This is a genomic window from Novosphingobium sp. G106, from assembly GCF_019075875.1.
In the GTDB taxonomy this organism is placed as follows: domain Bacteria; phylum Pseudomonadota; class Alphaproteobacteria; order Sphingomonadales; family Sphingomonadaceae; genus Novosphingobium.
The window spans coordinates 3,963,092-3,983,968 of sequence record NZ_JAHOOZ010000001.1 but is presented as its reverse complement, the minus strand read 5'-3'; the positions used below and the strand labels follow the sequence as shown (position 1 = coordinate 3,983,968).

Sequence of the window (20,877 nt, the reverse complement as noted above, 5' to 3'; positions counted from 1 at the left end):
GGCGGTGATCTATCCCGAAATCCTTTCGCTGACCTCTGGCCCGGCGGAGCTCGCCTATACCGAGCAGGATGCGATCATCTATGCGCTGGGCGTCGGCGCGGGGCTCGACGAACTCGGCGCGGACGACCTGCGCCTCGTCTACGAGAAGGACCTGCGCGTCCTGCCGACTTTCGCCACGACCCTGCTCGATTCCTCGGGCGATCTGTTTGGCCGCGCCGAGATCAACTTCCGCAAGGTCGTGCACAGCGAGCAGCGCCTGCGCATCCACGCGCCGTTGCCGCCCGCGGGGCGCGTGCGCAGTTCCAGCCGCGTGCTCGGCGTCTCGGACAAGGGCGCGGAGAAAGGCGCAGTCGTCTATGCCGAGCACACGATCGCCGATGCGGCGACGGGCGAGACCTGCGCCACCGTCGTGCTGACGCTCTATTGCCGCGGCGACGGCGGTTTCGGCGGACCGAACGAGGATCCGTTCCCGATCCACGCGATCCCGCAGCGCGCGCCCGACAAGGAACGGCGCCAGCATGTGCCGGCGAACCAGGCGGCGCTCTATCGCTATGCGATCAGGGACGCCAATCCGCTGCACATCGACCCGGTCGTCGCCAAGACCGTGGGCTTCGAACAGCCGCTGCTCCATGGCCTGTGTACCTATGGCTTCGCCGCGCGCGCGATCATGCAGGACTGGTGCGGCAACGATCCGGCCCTGATCCGCAGCTTCGACGTGCGCTTCGCCGCACCCTTCTTCCCCGGCGAGACGCTGGTGACGAAGAGCTGGCGGGACGGATCGGTGATTTCGTTCGAATGCGAGGCGGCCGAACGCGGCGCGACGATCTTCCGCAACGGCCGCTGCGAGATAGGCGAATGACAGGAGAGGACATGATCGTCGAGTCCAGGCGCGATGCCGATGGTATCCGCACGATCGCGCTCAACCGCCCGCCGGCGAACGCGATCAACTATGACATGATGCACGCGGTGAAGGCGGCTTTCATCGAAGCCAGCGAGGACTGGGAAACGCGCGTCGTCGTGCTCGAAAGCACTAGCGAGAAGTTCTTCTCTGCCGGCATGGACGTGAAGGAGGAGCGGCCCAGCTCGGCCACGCTGCCTCCCGCGATCCCGCATTACGGCATGCAGCTCGGCCGCGAGGTCTTCCGCGTGATGCACGAGTGCAAGGTGCCGGTGATCGCCAAGGTCCGCGGTATCGCGGTGGGTGCGGGCTTTCTTTACGCATGCCTCGCCGACTTCGCGATCGCTTCGGAGAACGCCCGCTTCGGTCAGTTCGAGATCAAGGTCGGCGCGGTCGGCGGTGCGGGGATGCTGCGGCGGATGATGTCCGAACAGGCGATGCGCTATCTGACGTGGACCGCGGACCTCGTGCCCGTGTCCGATCTCGTCGCGCTGGGCGCCGGGATTCGCGTGGTCTCCGACGATCGGCTCGATGCCGAGGTCGATCGTGTCGCGCGAATCATTGCCGCCCGGCCGGCGAACGTGACGCGCCACAGCAAGTATTCGTTCAACCAGAGCGAGCCGTTCCGCCCGGTCGACGCTTATGACGTCGAGCAGCTTCACACGCTGGCGCTCGCAGTCGGGCACAATCTCACCTAGGGTGCCCGCGAATGGCCGTCTCCCGCCCCCTCCCCGCCGCCAAGCTGACGCAGGAGCGTTCGCGCGCGACGCGCAAGAACATCGTCAGCGCTGCGCTCAAGCTGTGGAGCCAGCGCGGCTTCGACGAAGGGTTCGAAACCACGACGGTCGATGAAATCGCGGAAAGCGCAGGCCTTTCGCGTGCGAGCGTCTACTACTACTTCCCCAAGAAGGAGGACATCCTCCGCGAGATCGCCTGGACCACGGCAGAGCAGATCCACGAGCTGTCGCTGCGTTCGTTGATGACCGGGCAGCCGGTGGCTGAAGTCATCGACGAGATCATGCGGCAGCTTGGCGAGATGGTTGCCCGATCGCCCAAGGCGGCGGTGCGGCGAATGTTGCAGATCCGCGACCAGGCGCCCGAGAGCCTGGCCCGCGACTCCGCCGCCGGCGGCATGACACGCGCCTTTTCGGTCGTCATCGCGCATGCACAGGAAGCCGCCGAACTGCCCAGGACTCTCGGCTCGCTCGAAATCGCGGAACTGATTTCCTCGATCGCCATGGGCGCGATCGCGAAGTGGAGCATTGCCGAAGAGTTCGACTTGCCTGGCACGCTGAGGCGGAGGGCCGCGGTAATCCTGGCCGGCGTTCGGCATTTGTGAGGCCGAAGTGGAGATCGCGCCCGCGGCGATCGCCAGGCGTGATCGTCCTATTCTGATTGATTTGAAGCTCGATCCGGACAACATGCCCCCGCTGCCCTGAGCGGGAAGCACAGAACTGGCAGTACGATCAGTACGCGCGCGCGGCGACATGCGGCAAAGCGCGCGGGCATGAATGGGGATTCCGACGATGTCATCGATTCACGTTACCGTGCTGCGCGAGAGCGCAGTAGCCGAGCGGCGCGTTGCTGCGACGCCGGAGACGGTGAAGAAGTTCATCGCGCTGGGCGCGGTGGTTTCGGTCGAAGCGGGTGCCGGTGAGAGCGCCTCGATCGCGGATGCGGCCTATGCCGAGGCGGGCGCCGCCATTGCCGATCGGGCCAGCGTGCTGGGCGAGGCCGATATCGTGCTGTCGATCCAGGGGCCAGCACCCACTTCGCTGGCGGGCATCAAGCCCGGCGCTTGGCTCGTCGGCAATCTCGATCCCTATGCCGACCGCGCCCGGATCGAGGGTTACGCCGCCCTCGGCATCGAGGCGCTGGCGATGGAATTCATGCCGCGCATCACGCGTGCGCAGTCGATGGATACGCTGTCCTCGCAGTCGAACCTCGCCGGGTACCGCGCGGTGCTCGACGCGGCCCACGAATTCGGCCGTGCCTTCCCGATGATGATGACTGCGGCGGGCACGATCGCCGCGGCGCGCGTCTTCGTGATGGGCGTCGGCGTTGCCGGCCTCCAGGCGATCGCCACGGCGCGGCGGCTGGGCGCGCAGGTCTCCGCCACCGACGTTCGCTCGGCCACGAAGGAGCAGATCCAGTCGCTCGGCGCCAAGCCGATCTTCGTCGAGAACGTCGCCGGCATCGAGGGCGAGGGCACGGGCGGCTATGCCAGCGAGATGTCGGCGGAATACCAGCAGGCCCAGGCCGAGCTGGTCTCGTCGCACATCGCCAAGCAGGACATCGTCATCACCACGGCGCTGATCCCGGGCAAGCCCGCGCCGCGCCTGATCACCGACGCGCAGATCGCCACGATGAAGCCGGGCAGTGTGATCGTCGATCTCGCGGCCGAGCAGGGCGGCAATGTCGAGGGCGCGGTCCTGGGCGAAGTGACCGAGCGCCACGGCGTGCTGATCGTCGCGCACCGCAACGTGCCTTCGCGCTTGGCGGCCGACGCCTCGGCGCTGTTCTCGCGCAACCTCTACAACTTCCTCTCGGCCTTCTGGAGCAAGGAGGCCGGGCGGCCGGTCCTGCCCGACGAGGACGAGATCACCCGCGCGGTCCGCCTCACGCAAGGCGGCCGGATCGTCAACGAACGGCTGCAAGACCAGCCTGGCAACGCCTGAGGAGCGCGTTCATGCACCAAGCATCCTCCACCACGGACCTGCTGTTCGTGTTCATGCTGGCCGCCTTCCTTGGCTTCCAGCTGATCAAGCGCGTCTCGCCGCTGCTGCACTCGCCGCTGATGAGCCTGACCAACGCCATCGCCGCGGTCGTGATCGTCGGCGCCATCACCATTACCGGCGCGGCCGACGCGACGCCGCTGGCCAAGACGCTGGGCTTCATCGCGGTCACCGCGGCGACGATCAATGCGGTCTCGGGCCTGCTGATCACCGACCGCATGCTCAAGATGTTCCGCAGGAAGGGCGAGTAGGATGGACACCGAACTGATCGTCCAGGGCGCGTACCTCGCCGCCTCCGCGCTGTTCGTCCTCGCGCTGATGTGGATGAGCAGCCCCAAGACTGCGCGGCGCGCCGTGCGCTGCGGCGAAGTGGGCATGCTGCTCGCCGTGGTCGGTACGCTGATCCGGCACGACGTGGTCAGCTATGACCTCGTGCTGATCGCCATGCTGATCGGCACGGCGGTGGGCGCGCCGATGGCCTATCTCATGCCGATGACCGCGATCCCGCAGCGGACCGCGATCAGTCACGCCTTCGGTGCGCTCGCGGTCGGCCTGATCGGTGCGGCCGAATACTACAAGCTCGCGCCGACATTGCCGGCAGGGAGCTTCGTGCTCTGGGCCTTGATGCTCGAGATGCTGCTCGGTTTCTTGACCTGCACGGCCTCGGTCATCGCTTTTGCCAAGCTGCAGGAGATCATGCCGACACGGCCGATCATGTTTGCCGGCCAGCGCGTGCTCAACGTGCTCATCTTCGCCGCGGCGCTCGGCTGCGCCGGAATGCTGATCTTCGTGCCGACTTCGAGCCAGCTTTTCCCGCTGTTCATCGCCCTGGCGCTGCTGTTCGGCGTGCTGCTGGTCATCCCGATCGGCGGGGCCGACATGCCTACGGTGATCGCGCTGCTCAATTCCTACGCCGGCCTCGCCGCCTCGGCGATGGGCTTCGCGCTCGACAACAAGCTGCTCATCATCGTCGGCGCGCTCGACGGCACTTCGGGCTTCATCCTTGCCGTCATCATGTGCAAGGCGATGAACCGCTCGTTCTCCAACGTGCTGTTCGGCGGCTTCGGCCAGCTTGCCGCGGGCCCCGCCGGCAAGGTCGAGGAGCGCCCGGTCCGCTCGATGAGCGCCGAGGAGGCCGCGCCCGTGCTCGAACTGGCAAGCTCGGTGGTGATCATCCCGGGCTACGGCATGGCCGTCGCCCAGGCGCAGCACCGCGTCGCCGAGCTCTACGAGCACCTCGAGGAAATGGGCGTCGACGTGAAGTTCGCGATCCATCCGGTCGCGGGCCGCATGCCTGGGCACATGAACGTGCTGCTGGCCGAGGCCGACGTGCCCTACGACAAGCTGGTCGAGCTCGAGGACATCAACCCCGAGATGCCGCAGACCGACGTCGCCCTGGTCATCGGCGCCAACGACACGATCAATCCAGCCGCGCGCGACGACCCCAATAGCGTCATCGCCGGCATGCCGATCATCGAGGCCGACAAGGCCAGGACGGTGATGATCGTCAAGCGCGGCATGGCCGCGGGCTTCGCCGGGATCGATAACCCGATCTACTTCAACGAGAACACCCAGATGCTGTTCGGCGATGCCAAGAAGATGGCCGAGCAGCTCGTGAAGGAGCTGCAGGAGCTCTGAGGATGCGTGGCTAGGCGATCCGGTGAAACTGCGTCTCGTCTAGGACTCCGAGGGGCGTCGGGCAGGTTGTCGTCGCCTTAGGTGCGGTAGTCGCCCGTAACGCCTTGGCGGTGCGAGCCATTGCGGAAGGCCATGGTCCCGTTCTCGGCATCGGGCCGATCGAGCCGTCATCGCCCATCTTCGACTTGGCGAAGGCGAGCCGCGCCTCGACGGTTCGCAGCGGCAGGAACTTCTTGAGCCGTGCGCAGCCGGATTCGTCCTACTAGGCGATTTCCGGGGGCATCGATCGAAAGCCGGCGGCTTCGGCCCCACCTCGCGTTGCGTCCTGCGTGTGCACGCGATGCAGCCTACCGGTCGCGCAACGCCATGCGGCTTTGTTTAGCCAGTGGCTGCGGAAATCGCCGTCGGTGTCGTCTTATGACTGAAAGGCACGATCGTATGTGTGCCCCTATCCGCCTGTGTGCGCAAAAAGACAGAATGCAAAAAGATAATATTGGTCAGTAATTTAATAAGCTAAGTTTGATTAGTACATTTGGGTTGAACAATAGAATATATTGCTACACTATAAAGTCATTGTCGGGGTGACTATCCCAGTGTTGTCGAGATTCTCTCTCCAGCATTCGGGATATCGTGGAGGGGCGATTTGGCGGATTTCCTAAAACCATAGGCAATCACAAATAATATTTATTTTCACCATAAAGCGGTGGCGTTTGTGCACGCCTGAATTGTGTTGGTTTTCCGATTCGATAGTCGGCGAATCCATATAAGAATATTATCAGATAACTTTGCCTATCTGGTTCTCGGAAATCTTGAACTATGAGATACTGGAAAAGCGCACGGCATACATAGAGCAGAGAGGATATATGGCGTAACTGGAGGATGTAAAATGTCAAAGTTACATCCTGGAGTCCATAGGGTTTCGAAAATTCTCAATTTCTTATCGGACAATGGTGATAGATCTTTTTCTTATGTCGAAATTGCCAAGCAGGTGAATTTTAGCAGATCAACCTGCCATATGATTTTGACCGGTCTCACGGACGTCGGGTACATTACGCGATTGAATGATAAATCCTATTCCATAGGACCAGTATTTAACACCATAAGCCTTGTTGCTGCTCGAATTTTTCCATCTTATTGTGGTAATTTTCAGGGAAAAGACGCCAAAGAATTCAATGAAATGAAAAATTTATGCGATATGAGGCGTGCTCCATAAAATGCATTTCCATTAATATTCCTAAGAAATTAATGGCAAGAACATAATTTTATAAACAAATATATGTGTTGGACAATGGAATATTTCTGGATGTGAGGGCGCTATACAATAAATCGGGGAGGGAAAATATGAATACCATTTCGATCAGATCGAGCTTGCTGGTCGGCGCAGCTTTCGCCGGCACTGCCGCGCTCAGCCCGGCCATGGCCCAGAGCAAAGTCGATGACAGCGGCACCGGTGACATCATCGTCACCGCCCAGCGCATCGAACAGCGCCTGCAGGACGTGCCGATCTCGATCACCGTGTTCAACCAGGATCAGCTGACCAAGCGCAACATTGCGGTCGCGGCCGATCTTGCGGCCTACACGCCGTCGCTTTCGATCAACCAGCGCTACGGCCCCGAAAAGTCCGCCTTCAACATCCGCGGTTTCAACCAGGACGCCTCGACCGCGCCGACCGTCGGCCTGTACTTTGCCGAAGTCGTCGGCGTGCGCGCCCAGGGCGGCACGACCTCGGGCAACTCGGTCCCTGCCGGCGCCTTCACCGATCTGCAGAACGTTCAGGTCCTCAAGGGGCCGCAGGGCACCCTGTTCGGCCGCAACACGACGGGCGGCGCGATTCTGCTGACGCCGAAAAAGCCCGGCGATAACCTGGAAGGCTATGTCCAGGGCACCTACGGCAACTACGACGAGAAGCGCGTCGAAGCGGCGATCAACATTCCGCTGGCCGATACCTTCAAGGTCCGCCTCTCGATCGACCGCAACAAGCGCGACGGCTACATGAAGAACCTGGCCGCCAACGCTGCCGGAAACCGCGTCGGTCCCGACGCCTACAACGATCTCGATTACTTCTACGGCCGTATCAGCCTCGTCGCCGATCTGACGCCGGACCTCGAGAACTACACGATCTTCCACTATTCGAAGTCGACCACCAACGGTTATGCTTCGCGCATCGTTGGATGCGCCACGCCGACCTCGCCGATCAGCCCGCTGAACATCAATGTGGGGACCGCCGGCTATAGCGGCACACGTGACCTTCAAGCGACGTCCTGCCTCGTCCAGCTTGCACGCCAGAATACCCGCGGCGACAGTCTCTATGACATCGAGACGAGCAACGCGAACCCGTTCCTCGATATCACGCAGTGGCAAGTCATCAACACGACGACGTGGAAGGCCAGCGACCACATCACGATCAAGAACATCGCCAGCTACGGCGAATTCCAGGAACGCGCGAACTTCGACCTCGGTAGCGCCAATTTCGTAGTCAATGGCCGGGACGTCGGCGCCACTCTCACCGGTCAGGTCGGGGTAACCGGCTTCAACCTGCGCCGCATCAGCCCACAGTTGCCCAACGTCGTTGCCCCGAACGGCACGGCTTACGGCCGTATCGTGCTGGACACTGCCGGCGACAATTCGGCCAATGCTGCGCAGGGCAGCTTCACCGAGGAACTGCAGATCCAGGGTAGCTGGGAAAAGCTCAACTTCGTCATGGGCGGCTATCTTGAATTTGCGCGGCCGACCGGATTCAGCGCCGGCCGCACGGGCATCTTCCTGAACTGCACGCGCCCGCAGAACCTGGCCTGTACGAACCCGCTGCTGTTCGGCTCGATCTCGGAATCGTCGACCAAGCTGAACTTCGACAACCATGGCGTCTTCAGCCAGGCGACCTACAACTTCACCGACCAGCTCGCGCTGACCGGTGGCATCCGTTACACCTTCGACAAGATCGTCGGCCTGACCAACGGCACTCGCGCGGGCTTTTCCGCCAACGCCACGACCGGACCGCTCTTTGCCGACCCGGTCAGCGGCGTGAATATCGCCCGTGCCTGCACCGACTCGTTGCGTCACAACCGCGTGGGCCCGAACGCCGACCCCAAGGTCATCGCCAATCCGCCGGCGGCCGACCGTAGTGTCTGCACCACCACGCTGACCAACAAGTCGAGCAAGCCCACCTGGGTGATCGACCTTGACTTCAAGCCGACGCCGGATCTGTTGTTCTATGCCAAGTATGCCCGTGGCTACCGCCAAGGCGGCCTGAACTTCACCAACCCGGGCGTCGAGCGCTGGAATCCTGAAAAGACCGACAACTTCGAAGTCGGCGCCAAGGCGACTTTCCGCGGGGCGGTCAGCGGCTATCTGAATCTCGCCGGTTTCTACAACAAGATCTCGAACCAGCAGGTCTTCGCCGGTCTCGTCGCCGATGCGGTCAATGCGGCGCTGGGCGTCGCGGGCGGCAATGCGGTGATCAACGCCGGTAAGTCGCGCATCTATGGCGCGGAAGTCGATGCTTCGGCGACCTTCTTCGAAAGCCTGCGCTTCGATCTGGGCTACACCTACCTGGATACCAAGATCACCGCGGGCGGCACCGCGGCGGTCCGTGGCGACGGTTCGGAGCTGGGTCAGCTTATCGTGGGCTCGCCGTTCGACCGGATCATCCCGACCTCGATCGTCGGCTCGCCCTTCTCAAATACGCCGAAGCATCGTTTGACCGTCACGGCCAACTACACGCTGCCGCTCGACGAAAGCATCGGCAAGATCAGCTTCGGCGCGACCTGGGTGCACACCTCGAGCTCGGTCAACGACTACTCGGTCCCGGCCTTCGTAAACGGCATCCCGGTCGGCTTCACGCCGGCGAACGACCTGGTGAATCTCAACCTCGACTGGAAGGGCATCGCTGGCTCGACCGTCGACGCTGCGTTCTTCGTCACCAACCTGACCAAGGAAAGATACACGGTTGCCAACGGCGGCGGCTGGAACTCGGCGGGTGTTGCCGAAATCCTGCTCAACCAGCCGCGCTTCTACGGGGTGCGACTGCGCTATAATTTCGGCCAATAGGAACAAGGCCTCGCTCGCAGCGCCAAGGAACTGCGGGCGAGGTCCAGGTCATGTTGTGACAGCACCGCCGCTTCCTCGAGATCTCCGCCGACATTTCCGGCATTCACGCTGCGCGCGCGTCCGGTAATCCACGAAGCTGTCTTCCGCCTAGTGCCGGGAACAAGCCGCGCAATTCGTCGGTGGTAGGGCATTTGCAGCAAGCCGACTGCTGACCTTCGTCCTGACGTTTCTGCTCTTTCGGTACGTTGGGATTTTTTGGGCTCTGTGTCGTGCTCGGCTGGCTTTGGCCTTCCAGCCCCTTTCTCATCTGACATCGCCTTACTCCTTGGCGATGAAGCGCACCGATGGCGCCGTTGTTCCCTTAATCCGAGGCTAGTCGCACTCCAGCACACGGTTGAATGCTTACAGCATCTCACCGCGGTCGTTGATCGGCCACGATATGCATGCCTGGTCCATCGCATGATAGATCGCTCTTCATCGGCTGCGCGCAGCTTAGCGATGCCGATAAGGGTCGGACATAAGCAATCAGACAAACTTATAGCTTACCGCGTGACGCTGCCGGCGCCGCATCGCACTTCCCGCAAGTCCGATTCCCATGATCATCAGCGCCCATGTCGCCGGCTCTGGTACGGCTTCGGGTGGCATAATCGTCGGATTATATTCAGCTCCGGTGCGCGTGATAAGTGTGTAGCGCAATGGTATGTTTAGTGTTTGGCTGAAGTCGGGAGTCGTGACCGGGTAGTTAGAAGAATTTGAAAATCCCTCGTGCACAAACCCGCAGACTTCGCCTATTACAGATGATGGACCACAATCTGCATAGTCTCCGGTTGCGCCGTAATCAATTATGAAGCTGGTTGGTGTCTGCTCAACAATCCGAGTTACGAATTCATAATTAAACAAGGGAGTGTACTCTGCGGAGGTGGTGTGATCACCGGCCCAAACCAATTTGTACGAGGCGTATTGATTAAACCTGGGAAAGTTCAGTTGCGTGCCGGGCGGCAGCGGATCGAGCAGGGCAAATTCAATCCTTGTGCCGACGCCGAACGCTGCGACGTTCACCGAAATGTTAGGATATAGAACCGCCGCACTCGCCGGCATCGCCCATAGTGCGACTGCCGCCGCCAGTATCGTCACGACTCGCATGTCAAACCCCGTTGAATCAGCACATCTTTCGGGCAGCCGGGCATTAGTCGAGCAAATTAACGTCCGACCTGGACCAATCCGCGAATGGCACTTTGCGCGGGACTGCCGCCACCGACACGGAAGCATCAGGGGGATACCGCGGCGGCAACGACAGCTAATTGGTAAGCGCAGCAGCGCCAATTTTGTTGCGTGGGGGTGCGGGCCGAGCACTGCCTGCCCCCTGGTCGCAGGCCCGGCCCTGTCGCGCTCCGGGGTCCGACCGAGCGCACGACCCCAGCTCTATAATGGCAGTCCGGGATGTCATCTATGCAGAACCAACCGTAGGGATCTCCAATGCGATGGGCTGCAGATTTGCAGCCTCAGGCGCCAATCCATGTAAATGCGGCGAGCTAGCTCCGCCATTTACTGGAAGACGCCCACCCTCCCATGAAGGTGCCCAAGCCAATTGATACGCTGGTCCAGAAATCCACGCCGATCATGAAACAGATGATCCCGGCTGCCAGACCAACCAAAATGCATTGTGTGTAAGTGCTCATCAAACTCCCCTGAGGCGCCCCCGATCAGCGGCACGTCTCGCACTTCACGTGCCGATTTCCGAATTCATGAGGCAGCGGCGCGGCAGTCGTCATGGGCGCGTTGGCAGGCATGCCAGCCATAACCACGCCGGCCGCCGGCACCGAAGCGGGATCGGCGCCAGGAAATTGAACTGGCACGTCTTCCTTGGTCCAGGCCGTGAATTCGCGACCAGCCGGGATCTCAGCGCTGTGACCGGTGATGAAGCCCGATCCGAGCATGGAGACGAAAACGAAGGTCGCAACCGTTGCGGTCGAGTTGCCTTCGCCTTCCTCGCGGTGCTTGCCCTCGATTGGAATGCGTTGGTCCCCGACTTCGATGTAGTCGAGCGAGAACTCCATCTTGCCCGACTTGCCAAATCCACCTTTCTTGGTCCGCCATGTGATCGTGCCGATCGCCTTCGCCCCTCGGGGGATGACGATATACTGGCCGAGGCGCACGTTGCGCGAGACACTGAGGGTGAACGTGTTGCCCGCCTTCACCTGCTTGCTGCGAGTGCTGAGCGTGTCGTTCAGCGTGAGATACACCGGCGTGTTTTGCGGCAGTACCGTGGACGCCTGGATGGCCGTCGCCTGGATGGGCGCTTGGGCCTGGACGGAAAGTGGAAGCGATGTGCCCAACATCGCGATCATCAAGCGCTTCATTCTTGCCCCCCTGAAGCTAACTTTGGTCGGTTAAGCTAACATGGGAAAGTTAGACGTGACAGGGGAGGCATAACGGGCGGGTCCCCGTGTGGGACGACGAAATCGGGCCAGCGGAGGGCCGCCCATGCGCTGTAGCTCGGCGCTGCGCGATCGAAGTCACTTAGATGTCCGAAAGCGCGCGGTACCTAGTTGGTACCTGGCGGAATCGGCGTGGGCGATGTAGCTATTTGAAATCATGGCGCACCCGACAGGATTCGAACCTGTGGCCTCTGCCTTCGGAGGGCAGCGCTCTATCCAGCTGAGCTACGGGTGCGGGCCGCGTGCGGTTAGCAGAGCCTTGGCGCGATTGCCAAGCGCAATGTCGTGCCGGTCGATTTAAGCCGTCGCCGGATCCGTCAGAGCGGCCTGTGGCGGGGCTTCTTCCGAGTCGAGGTCCGGATAAGGGCCGAGCACGAGGAACAGGATCGCCGTGCCCAGGCAGGCGGGGATCTGCACCCAAAGCACGATGTCGTAGCTCTTGGTCACGTCGTAGCAGTAGTTGGCCAGGACCGGCGCGATGCCGTTGCCGAACAGCATCAGCCCGTTCATCGTCCCGAACAATGTGCCGAAGGCGCGCAGGCCGAAGTGGCGCGCGGCGAGGTAGGCGCAGCAGTCGACTTCGGTGCCGACGGCGAGGCCCAGGATCAGGCAGGCCAGCGCCGCGACGCCGGTGCTCGGGAAGGCGAGCAGCAGCAGGACGGTCGCCACCGGCATCACCACGCTCGCTGCCGCGACTTTCGCCGCGTCGAAGCGGTCGAGCAGGAAGCCGCCGACCAGCCGCCCCGTGATCGAGCCGATGCCGAGCAGCCCGGCAATGCCCGCCGCCGTCGCCGCGGTCATGTCGCGCGAGAGCAGGACGGGGACGAGGTTGGTGGTCAGCGCGCAGATCGTCACCGAGAACAGCAGGGTGGCCCCCGCCAGCTTGAGGAAGCGCGGCTGGGCGAAGCCGTCGCGGGCCGAGACGCCCTGGATCTGTTTCGGCGGTGCGACCGCGCCGGGTTTCGGCTGGTCGTTGCCCGACGGCACGTGGAACAGGAACCAGGCTGGCAGAAAAGTCACCGCCGCGCCGATCACGCCGAGCCCGACATAGGCCTGCCGCCAGCCGAAGTGCTCGACCAGGCCATTGGTCAGCGAGGGCACGAAGGCCGCAGCGACGCCCGTACCGCAGAGCGCCAGCGCCAGGGCGATCCCGCGGTTGGCGTCGAAGTAGAAGTTGATCGCCTTGGTCCAGACCGTGGGCAGGATCAGCATGTTGCCCGCGCCCACGAGCACCCAGAGCAGCCACCACGAGACGAGGCTGGTCGCGGCAGAGAGCATGGCCAATGCGAAGCTGAACAGCAGGATGCCGGCCAGCGCGATCCGGCGCGGGCCGACACGATCGGTGGCCATGCCGACGAGCGGCGCGGCGAACAGCGCGATCATCGAGATGATCATCATGCCCATCGAGATCTCGGCGCGCGGCCAGCCGAACTCGCGCTCTACCGCCGGGATCATCACCCCCAGCGAATAGCCGTGGGTCGAACAGAGCATGATACCGAGCGTGCACGGAGGGAGCACCCGCCAATGCTGGCGCAGCTCTCCGAATCCCGATCCCGTGCTGCCCGTAACCATCCTGCTCTCCGGCTTCTTTTCGGGTCCGTTTGATCGTGCTTTGCGGCTGGGCGCAAGGCCCCGGAGGGCGATTTTAGCAATTTGGCAAGGCTGTTCCTCTATGCGAATCGGTCTATGGACGCGACTCCGATCAACCTCGAAACGGCGATCCCGCTCGAAGCGGGAATGGCGCCAGGCGCTCTCGATTTCGCGGACGTGACGGCGCTCAAATGGACCGCGCTGCACGATGCCGCGGCGGTCGTCGCGGCGCTAGCCCGCGTGCCGCAGCAGCCGCTAGCCGCCGAGCTTTACGACTTCGCCAGCGCGGTTGCAGGCGCACCGCACTATTGCCGCGAACTCATCGAGCACGGCGTCGACGATCTCACCGCGATCATGCAGCCGGGCATAGCCGCGCTGATCGCCGTGCGCAGCCGCGGCGGCGACGCGACCGTACCGGCGGCGGCGCTCTGGCAGGAATTCACCGCCGCGCGCGATGCCCTGCTCACGGTGGTCCTTCCCAGAGACTGACGGGGCGACTGATCCCGCGGTCATCATTCGCTAACCACACTTGCAAGTTCGCTATATGTTCCCTTAAGCTGGGGGCATGGCCGAATCCGATTCCCCCCTCGCAGTCCCTTCATCCGGCGAAGAACGCCGCGCGCTGGCGGTGGCGCGAGGCATCTGCCGGCTCTTCGCGCGCAACGATACCTGGTGCCTGGCCGAGATGCCGCTGCGCTGCGGCCGCCGTGCGGACCTGATGGGTGTCGACGCCAAGGGCCGGATCATCATCGTCGAGATCAAGGTGAGCCGCGCCGACCTGCTCGGCGATGGCAAGTGGCCCGACTATCTCGACTATTGCGACCGGTTCTACTGGGGCCTGCCGCCCGAGCTCGACCGCGCCCCGCTCGAGACGCCGATGTTCCTGCCCGAGCGTTGCGGCGTGATCGTCGCCGACGGCTACGACGCCGAGATCCTGCGCCCCGCCCCGCTGGTCCCGCTCGCCGCAGCGCGGCGCAAGGTGGAGACCGAACGCCTCGCCCGCGCTTCGCTGCGCCGGCTCGTCACCGGGGCCGACCCGCATACGCTGCAGTGGGGGATCGAGGGCTAGCATTTGTCCTCGGTACGCGCCAAATCGGCGGCGCCGCGTGGCGCGGTGGGGGCCGGACCCGAGGAGTACCGATGAAACGCCAGATCCTGTTCAATTCCATGGCCGCCGTTTTGCTGGCCGCGGGCGCGACGAGCGCGATCGCTGGACCCGGCCCGCGTGTAAGCATCGCTAGCATCGACGGACTGCACCAGCCGCTGCCGCTGCCTTACGACGAGGCGGCCGACGCAGATCGTCAGGTCGCAGCCGCCAAGGCGCGGGCAAGGGCCGAAGGCAAGAAGCTGCTGATCGACCTCGGCGGAAACTGGTGCCCCGACTGCCGCGTCCTGGCCGGCATCATTGCACTCCCCGAGGTCAGTGCCTTTGTCCGGCGGCACTACGTGTTCGTCACCGTCGATATAGGCCGGCTGGACAAGAACACCCAGATCGCCAGGCACTATGGGATCGACCGGCTGAAAGGCGTGCCCGCGCTGCTCGTCGTTGACCCAAGGTCCGACAGGCTGGTCAACGCCGACCGCATCTTCGCGCTGTCGGACGCGCGGCACATGACCCCGCAGGCCCTGGCCGACTGGTTGGCGCAGTGGGTCTAACCGGCGCTCACTCTGCCGAGACCATCTCCGGCGGCAGCTGATCGACGCTCGGCAATCGGCCGGCCAGCGCAGCGTCGAACTGGTCCCGGTCGAGCGCGCGTTCCCAGCGGGAGACGACCACGGTCGCCACAGCATTGCCGATGAAATTGGTCAGGCTACGGCATTCGGACATGAAGCGGTCGACGCCTAGGATCAGAGCCATGCCGGCGACTGGCACGCTTGGCACGATCGACAGCGTCGCCGCCAGGGTGATGAAGCCCGATCCGGTCACTCCGGCCGCGCCTTTCGAGCTCAGCATCGCCACCGAAAGAAACAGGAGTTGCTGGCCCAGCGTCAGCTCCACACCCGTTGCCTGAGCGATGAACAGCGCGGCGAGCGTCATGTAGATATTGGTGCCGTCGAGGTTGAACGAATAGCCGGTCGGCACGACGAGGCCGACCACCGACTTCGGGCAGCCCGCGCGCTCCATCTTCTCGATCAGCGAGGGCAGCGCGCTTTCCGACGAAGAGGTGCCGAGCACCAGCAGCAGCTCGTCCTTGAGGTAGAAGATCAGCTTGAGGATCGAGAAGCCGGCGAGCCGGGCGACGCTGCCCAGCACCACCAGGACGAACAGCAGCGAGGTGAAATAGAAGGTCGCGACCAGCGCGGCGAGGTTGGCCAGCGTGCCGATGCCGAAAGCGCCGATGGTGAAGGCCATCGCGCCGAAGGCACCGATCGGCGCCGCTTTCATCACGATCGCGACGAGCTTGAACAGGATCGTCGCCAGTTCCTCGAGCGCTGCCAGCACGCGCTGGCCGCGCGCGCCGACGGAGGCGAGGCTCACCCCGAACAGGATGGCGATGAACAGCGTCTGCAGGACGTTGCCTTCGCTCAGCCCTGACAGCACCGTCTGGGGGATGATCGCGAGGAGGAAGCCGGTCACCGTCGTCTCATGCGCCTGCTTGCTGTACTGCGCGACCGATCCGGCATCGAGCGTCGCCGGATCGATATGCAGCCCGGCGCCTGGCCGAACCACGTTGGCGACGATCAGGCCGACGATCAGCGCCAGGGTCGAGAAGGTCAGAAAATAGGCGAAGGCCTTGGCCGCGACCCGGCCGACGCGCGACAGGTCGCGCATGCCGGCGATGCCGGTCACCACGGTCAGGAAGATCACCGGCGCGATGATCATCTTGACCGCCTTGATGAAGGCGTCGCCCAGCGGCTTCATCGCCTCGCCCGTCGCGGGGAAGAAGTGGCCGAGCAACACGCCGGCGGCGATGGCGATCAGCACCTGGACGTAGAGGTGGCGGTACCAGGGCTGCGATCGCGGGGGCGCCACGGCAGGACCCGGTTCTTGCGCGAAAACTGCCATCGACCCCCGCTTCGTCTGTGTCTCTTCCGCTTTCCCGCCTGGCGGTGGTTTTGTCGAGCAAAACGGCTGGCGACGTAATACACCACCGTGAGAGGGAAGGGAGAGCCAATGCCGTCACGCCGTGAGCTGATCCGCATGACGCCCGAGGAGGTCCGTGCCTACCTGCTGTCACAGCGGCGGATCATCCTGGTCACCAACGGCCCCGACGGCATGCCGCATCCGGTGCCGATGAATTACGGGCTCGACGACGAAAGCCGCATCCTGATCACCAGCTTCCGCAAGGCGCAGAAGGTGACGAATCTCGAACGCGATCCGCGCGCGACCTTGCTCGTCGAAAGCGGCGAGACCTATGCCGAGCTCAAGTCGGTGATCGCCTATGCCGATGCCGAGATCGTGACCGACCCGGACCAGATCGCCGCGGGCATGGCGCGGATCAATGCCGACGCGCAGCTTTCGGGCAGCATCAGCGGCGCGATGAGCGAACAGGTCCGGGCGTCGATCGCCAAGCGCGTGCTGCTGCGCTTCACCCCGTTCCGCACGGTCAGCTGGGACCACGGCAAGCTGGGTACGTTCTACTGAGCAGTCTTGGTGCGCTCGGCCAGCCGGATCAACAGCGTGTCCTTCTCGCGTACGCTCAGCATCGGCCAGTCGGCGATTTCTTGAAGCGTGCGCGCGCAGCCCTCGCACCAGCCCGTCGCCGGATCGATCCGGCAGACGCTGATGCAGGGGGGAGGGCGGCTGACGCAGAAACATTTGCACGTCCCTAGCACCAAACATTTCAAATCACTTTAGCCGGCTTCGAAAGCCAGCGTCACCGTATAGCTGTAGAACGGCGCGGGCGATCCGGCGGGCGCCGCGGCCCGGTGGCGGACGAGCAGCAGGTAGCGCCCGGCGTCGGGCGGGGTGACCGAGAAGCGGCCGGCGGCGTCGGTCTTGACGTCGGCGACTTCCTTCTTGCCGTCGTAGAGTCCGGCCTCACGGAACAGCGCGACGCTGGCGCCGGCGAGCGGCTTGCCGTCGTAGAGTATCTCGAACTGCGCTGGGGCGGTCGCGCCGAGCGCGGTCGGATCGGCGAGCGGGTGGATCTCCAGCGCAGTTCCGCGCGGGGTCAATGCGCCCGGCGTGGTGGGCTTGCCGCGCAGGACATAGGCGTCGGCGAGCGTTGTGCTTTGCACGGCGGCCACTTCGGTGCCGGCCGGCGCGGCGCCTTCCTCGCCGACCATTTTCCACTCGGTCCCCGCGCGGAAGATCTTGCCCATGCGGCCGAGCCGCTGGCCCGAGGAGAGGCGGTAGACACCATCGCCCGCGACTGGCGCTTCGATCACCGCGCGGTCGGTCAGCAGCGTCGGCGCGCCGAGCTTGGTGACCTTTCCGTCGGGGGCGGTGATATCGAAAGGCGCATCCTTCATCGCGATGTCGGGGCGGAAGGCGTCTTCGGTGAACGAGGCCTCGATCGTCACCGCCTTGCGCTCGCCTATGTCGAACAGGCCGGGCTCGACATAGGGCATGTGGGCGAGTGCCGGCACCGATAGCGTAAAGGCCGCGATCATGGTCGTCGTTACGCGCATCGCAATGTTCATGTGTGGCACCCCCTGTCCGTTGCAGGCACATAATAATCGCGAATGATTATCATTTGCAAGTCACTGCGAGGCGCGTTCGAAAAAGCATTTTCCTACACCTCGCGGTTCATGCGATCCTGCCAGCCGCTCCTTGAAATCGTCGAGATCCATTGAAACCCGATCGGGTTTTTTATGACTCCCCATAACGTCGCCAATGGCAGAGTCCAAATTAAGTATTGATAATCAAGTAGATAAACCGCCTACCGGCAGGTTACAGGGTGTCACTTGTGTCACCCTGCGCTAATTTTCTTGCGTTTTGCTGCAACGCACCTTAGATGGCCGTCCAGCAATCGGCGCGCGGGCCTTGTCCCGCCGCAGCCCGGACAGCGTGAGGTCAGCGTTTCAGCGCAGGACCTGCCCGGACTTACGGTTGCCGACAAGCTGATGCTTCCTTCTTCACGCAGGGTCGCTTTTTGAACGAACCCTTGCTCCGCGCCGCGGCCTGATGCCCGGCGCGCATGCTCAATCTGAGAGACTTTCATGTCCTATTTTTCCGACCTTGGTCTGGCCGAGCCCATTCTCCGCGCGCTTGGCACCAAGGGCTATTCCGATCCCACCCCGATTCAGCAGCAGGCGATCCCCGCGCTGCTCGAAGGCCGCGACATCCTCGGCATCGCGCAGACCGGCACCGGCAAGACCGCAGCTTTCTCACTGCCCTCGCTGCACCGCCTCGCCGCCAACCCCAAGCCGCGCCAGAACGCCTCGTGCCGCATGCTGGTGCTTTCGCCCACGCGTGAGCTCGCCGCCCAGATCGCCGAGAACATGCGCGGCTATGCCAAGTACCTGAACCTTTCGGTCCAGTGCATCTTCGGCGGCGTGCCCGTCGGCAAGCAGGCACGCGCCCTCGTCGGCGGCACCGACATCCTAGTTGCCACGCCCGGCCGCCTGCTCGACTTGATCGACCAGCGCGCGCTGACCCTGCGCAACGTCGAGATCTTCGTGCTCGACGAAGCCGACCAGATGATGGACCTCGGCTTCATCGTGCCGCTGAAGCGTGTCGCTGCCATGCTGCCCAAGGAACGCCAGAGCCTGTTCTTCTCGGCGACGATGCCCAAGGCGATCGCCGATCTCGGCAAGCAGTTCATCAACAACCCGGTGCGCGTCGAAGTCGCCCCTCAGGCGACCACCGCCGAGCGCGTCGAGCAGTATGCGATCCACATCAACCAGTCCGAGAAGCAGGCGCTGCTGACGATCTCGCTGCGCAAGGGCCTGCAGTCGCAGGAAATCGACCGGGCGCTGGTCTTCACTCGCACCAAGCACGGCGCTGATCGCGTCGTGCGGCACCTGAACGCCGCCGGCGTCAACGCCGCCGCGATCCACGGCAACAAGAGCCAGGCGCAGCGCACTGCCGCGCTTGGCGCTTTCCGCCAGGGTTCGACTCCGGTGCTCGTCGCGACCGATATCGCCGCGCGCGGCATCGACGTCTCGGGCGTCAGCCACGTCTTCAACTTCGAGCTGCCCAACGTCCCCGAGCAGTACGTCCACCGCATCGGCCGCACCGCGCGTGCCGGCGCCGATGGCGTCTCGGTGAGCTTCGTTGCCCCTGACGAGAAGCCCTACCTGCGCGACATCGAGCGGCTGACCCGTGTCACGCTCGCCTCGCTGCCGCTGCCCGAGTCCTTCCTCGCCGAAGCCGCCAAGTTGCCCGCACCGTCGCGCAAGCCTGAGGAGCAGGCCCGCGACGCCCGCCGCGACGAGCGCGATGCGCGCGGTCGTGGTGGTCCCGGCGGTCGTGGCGGCGAAAGGCGCAACAACAACGTCAGCCGCGGCGGCCAGAGCCGCGACGGCCAGTCGCGCGACCAGCACGCCCGCAACGAGCGCATCGCCCGCGACCGCAACGGCGAGCGCGGCCCGGTGTTCAACCCGCTCGGCAACGAAGCACGCGGTACCGTCGAAGCGCGTGCGCCGCGTCCTGAGGGCGAGCGTCGTCCCGCCCGTCCCGAGGGCGATCGCCGTCCGGCGCGCCCCGAAGGGGATCGCCGTCCGGCTCGGCCCGAGGGCGAAGGCGGCCAGCGCCGCGAGTTTCGCCGCCGCGGTAGTAGTGGCGGTCAGGGCGGCTTCCGCGGCAGCCGCGCCGGCTAAACAGAGTATCGACGGCCGGGTGAGCAGGGCATAAGCGCGGAATGTTCGGCGCGAATACCTCTCCCCTGGCCGCGATGCTGCTTTCGGCGATTGCCATGACGGCGATCGTCGCGCTGCGCTATCTCGCCACCAGCGGTCTATTCGCCTGGCTCACTGAGCGCGTCCGCCCCGGACTATACCGCGGGCAGGCACCACAAATCCGGCGCGAAATCGGCTGGTCGCTGGCTTCGGCGGCGATCTACGGCATTCCGGCCGGGGTGGTCGCCTGGGGCTGGCAGGCGCACGGCTGGACGAAAGTTTATACCGAGGTGGCGGACTATCCGCTCTGGTGGCTGCCGGGCTCGTTCCTCGCCTACCTGCTCCTCCACGACGCCTGGTTCTACTGGACCCACCGCTGGATGCACCGGCCGCGGCCGTTCCGCCTGGCCCATGCGGTGCACCACGCCAGCCGTCCGCCCACGGCCTGGGCGGCGATGAGCTTCCATCCGATCGAGGCGCTGACTGGCGCCGTGGTGATCCCGGCGCTGGTCTTCCTCGTCCCCGTCCACGCCGCGGTGCTCGGGCTCGTGCTCCTGACCATGACCGTAATGGGCATCACCAATCACATGGGCTGGGAGATGTTTCCCCGCCGCCTCGTTCATTCTCGTGCGGGCCGCTGGCTCATCACCGCGAGCCACCACCAGCGTCACCACGAGACATATTCATGCAATTACGGCCTATACTTCCGTCACTGGGATCACTTCTGCGGCACGGATCGCGGATTGTCGGGGGGACTTTGCGGTGCGCTCCTCCTGACCGGCGCTACAGTCGCCACGCCCGAAGG

Annotated in this window: 19 protein-coding genes, 1 tRNA gene and 1 pseudogene; 14 read left to right on the top strand and 7 right to left on the bottom strand. The window is 63.9% G+C overall.

The features are described from left to right. The first annotated feature begins 4 nt into the window (after window positions 1-4). The 8 genes from KRR38_RS19005 to KRR38_RS18970 all read left to right on the top strand — a co-directional run bounded on the left by KRR38_RS19005 (window position 5) and on the right by KRR38_RS18970 (window position 9,318). Complete coding sequence (locus tag KRR38_RS19005) at window positions 5-859, top strand: MaoC/PaaZ C-terminal domain-containing protein (protein ID WP_217404510.1); 855 nt, start codon at window positions 5-7, stop codon at window positions 857-859. A gap of 11 nt (window positions 860-870) precedes the next feature. Beyond that, window positions 871-1,596, top strand: a complete 726-nt coding sequence (locus KRR38_RS19000) for an enoyl-CoA hydratase/isomerase family protein (RefSeq protein WP_217404508.1) — start codon at window positions 871-873, stop codon at window positions 1,594-1,596. 11 nt (window positions 1,597-1,607) lie between these two features. Next, window positions 1,608-2,237 (top strand): TetR/AcrR family transcriptional regulator, encoded by a 630-nt coding sequence (locus tag KRR38_RS18995; protein ID WP_217404506.1) that lies wholly within the window; start codon window positions 1,608-1,610, stop codon window positions 2,235-2,237. A 187-nt stretch (window positions 2,238-2,424) separates the two neighbouring features. Further along, the gene (locus tag KRR38_RS18990; RefSeq protein ID WP_254514870.1) at window positions 2,425-3,576 is read left to right on the top strand and encodes a Re/Si-specific NAD(P)(+) transhydrogenase subunit alpha; all 1,152 of its coding nucleotides are present in this window, start codon (window positions 2,425-2,427) and stop codon (window positions 3,574-3,576) included. 11 nt (window positions 3,577-3,587) lie between these two features. Continuing rightward, window positions 3,588-3,884, top strand: a complete 297-nt coding sequence (locus KRR38_RS18985; protein ID WP_217404504.1) for an NAD(P) transhydrogenase subunit alpha — start codon at window positions 3,588-3,590, stop codon at window positions 3,882-3,884. Between the two features lies 1 nt (window position 3,885). Then, complete coding sequence (locus tag KRR38_RS18980) at window positions 3,886-5,271, top strand: NAD(P)(+) transhydrogenase (Re/Si-specific) subunit beta (protein ID WP_217404502.1); 1,386 nt, start codon at window positions 3,886-3,888, stop codon at window positions 5,269-5,271. Window positions 5,272-6,157: 886 nt separating this feature from the next. After that, window positions 6,158-6,484 (top strand): winged helix-turn-helix transcriptional regulator, encoded by a 327-nt coding sequence (locus KRR38_RS37810; protein ID WP_217404500.1) that lies wholly within the window; start codon window positions 6,158-6,160, stop codon window positions 6,482-6,484. A 128-nt stretch (window positions 6,485-6,612) separates the two neighbouring features. After that, complete coding sequence (locus KRR38_RS18970) at window positions 6,613-9,318, top strand: TonB-dependent receptor (RefSeq protein WP_217404498.1); 2,706 nt, start codon at window positions 6,613-6,615, stop codon at window positions 9,316-9,318. 525 nt (window positions 9,319-9,843) lie between these two features. Here the strand turns inward: KRR38_RS18970 and KRR38_RS18965 are convergent. The 4 genes from KRR38_RS18965 to KRR38_RS18950 all read right to left on the bottom strand — a co-directional run bounded on the left by KRR38_RS18965 (window position 9,844) and on the right by KRR38_RS18950 (window position 13,328). Further along, on the bottom strand, window positions 9,844-10,461 hold the full coding sequence (locus tag KRR38_RS18965) for a PEPxxWA-CTERM sorting domain-containing protein (RefSeq protein ID WP_254514869.1): 618 nt from the start codon (window positions 10,459-10,461) through the stop codon (window positions 9,844-9,846). Between the two features lie 560 nt (window positions 10,462-11,021). After that, window positions 11,022-11,678 carry a hypothetical protein gene (locus KRR38_RS18960; RefSeq protein ID WP_217404496.1) on the bottom strand — a complete coding sequence of 219 codons (657 nt, stop codon included), beginning with the start codon at window positions 11,676-11,678 and terminating at the stop codon, window positions 11,022-11,024. A 236-nt stretch (window positions 11,679-11,914) separates the two neighbouring features. Then, window positions 11,915-11,991, bottom strand: a tRNA-Arg gene (locus KRR38_RS18955). Window positions 11,992-12,053: 62 nt separating this feature from the next. Beyond that, window positions 12,054-13,328: an MFS transporter gene (locus tag KRR38_RS18950; protein ID WP_217404494.1), complete on the bottom strand. Its 1,275-nt coding sequence runs from the start codon at window positions 13,326-13,328 to the stop codon at window positions 12,054-12,056. A gap of 114 nt (window positions 13,329-13,442) precedes the next feature. Between KRR38_RS18950 and KRR38_RS18945 the strand changes: the two genes are divergently transcribed. The 3 genes from KRR38_RS18945 to KRR38_RS18935 all read left to right on the top strand — a co-directional run bounded on the left by KRR38_RS18945 (window position 13,443) and on the right by KRR38_RS18935 (window position 15,002). Continuing rightward, window positions 13,443-13,835, top strand: a complete 393-nt coding sequence (locus tag KRR38_RS18945) for a hypothetical protein (protein ID WP_217404492.1) — start codon at window positions 13,443-13,445, stop codon at window positions 13,833-13,835. 76 nt (window positions 13,836-13,911) lie between these two features. After that, window positions 13,912-14,415: an MmcB family DNA repair protein gene (locus tag KRR38_RS18940; RefSeq protein ID WP_217404489.1), complete on the top strand. Its 504-nt coding sequence runs from the start codon at window positions 13,912-13,914 to the stop codon at window positions 14,413-14,415. A gap of 71 nt (window positions 14,416-14,486) precedes the next feature. Continuing rightward, window positions 14,487-15,002: a thioredoxin family protein gene (locus KRR38_RS18935; protein ID WP_375293425.1), complete on the top strand. Its 516-nt coding sequence runs from the start codon at window positions 14,487-14,489 to the stop codon at window positions 15,000-15,002. A 7-nt stretch (window positions 15,003-15,009) separates the two neighbouring features. Here KRR38_RS18935 and KRR38_RS18930 read toward each other — a convergent pair whose 3' ends face one another. Continuing rightward, window positions 15,010-16,353, bottom strand: coding sequence for a dicarboxylate/amino acid:cation symporter (locus KRR38_RS18930; protein ID WP_217404487.1), 1,344 nt, complete (start codon window positions 16,351-16,353; stop codon window positions 15,010-15,012). A gap of 108 nt (window positions 16,354-16,461) precedes the next feature. Between KRR38_RS18930 and KRR38_RS18925 the strand changes: the two genes are divergently transcribed. Next, window positions 16,462-16,932, top strand: coding sequence for a pyridoxamine 5'-phosphate oxidase family protein (locus KRR38_RS18925; protein WP_217404485.1), 471 nt, complete (start codon window positions 16,462-16,464; stop codon window positions 16,930-16,932). On the opposite strand, the gene KRR38_RS18920 is transcribed toward KRR38_RS18925, so the two are convergent. Continuing rightward, on the bottom strand, window positions 16,926-17,123 hold the full coding sequence (locus KRR38_RS18920; RefSeq protein WP_309141086.1) for a DUF1289 domain-containing protein: 198 nt from the start codon (window positions 17,121-17,123) through the stop codon (window positions 16,926-16,928). The two genes, KRR38_RS18925 and KRR38_RS18920, sit on opposite strands and share 7 nt — an antisense overlap. 18 nt (window positions 17,124-17,141) lie before the next feature. After that, on the bottom strand, window positions 17,142-17,933 hold the full coding sequence (locus tag KRR38_RS18915) for a DUF4198 domain-containing protein (RefSeq protein WP_254514868.1): 792 nt from the start codon (window positions 17,931-17,933) through the stop codon (window positions 17,142-17,144). Window positions 17,934-18,452: 519 nt separating this feature from the next. Here KRR38_RS18915 and KRR38_RS18910 point away from each other — a divergent pair. Both KRR38_RS18910 and KRR38_RS18905 read left to right on the top strand, forming a co-directional pair. Beyond that, on the top strand, window positions 18,453-20,054 hold the full coding sequence (locus KRR38_RS18910) for a DEAD/DEAH box helicase (protein WP_217404483.1): 1,602 nt from the start codon (window positions 18,453-18,455) through the stop codon (window positions 20,052-20,054). A gap of 41 nt (window positions 20,055-20,095) precedes the next feature. Further along, window positions 20,096-20,818 (top strand): annotated as a pseudogene (locus KRR38_RS18905) (sterol desaturase family protein); the annotation flags it as partial. Between the last annotated feature and the right edge of the window lie 59 nt (window positions 20,819-20,877).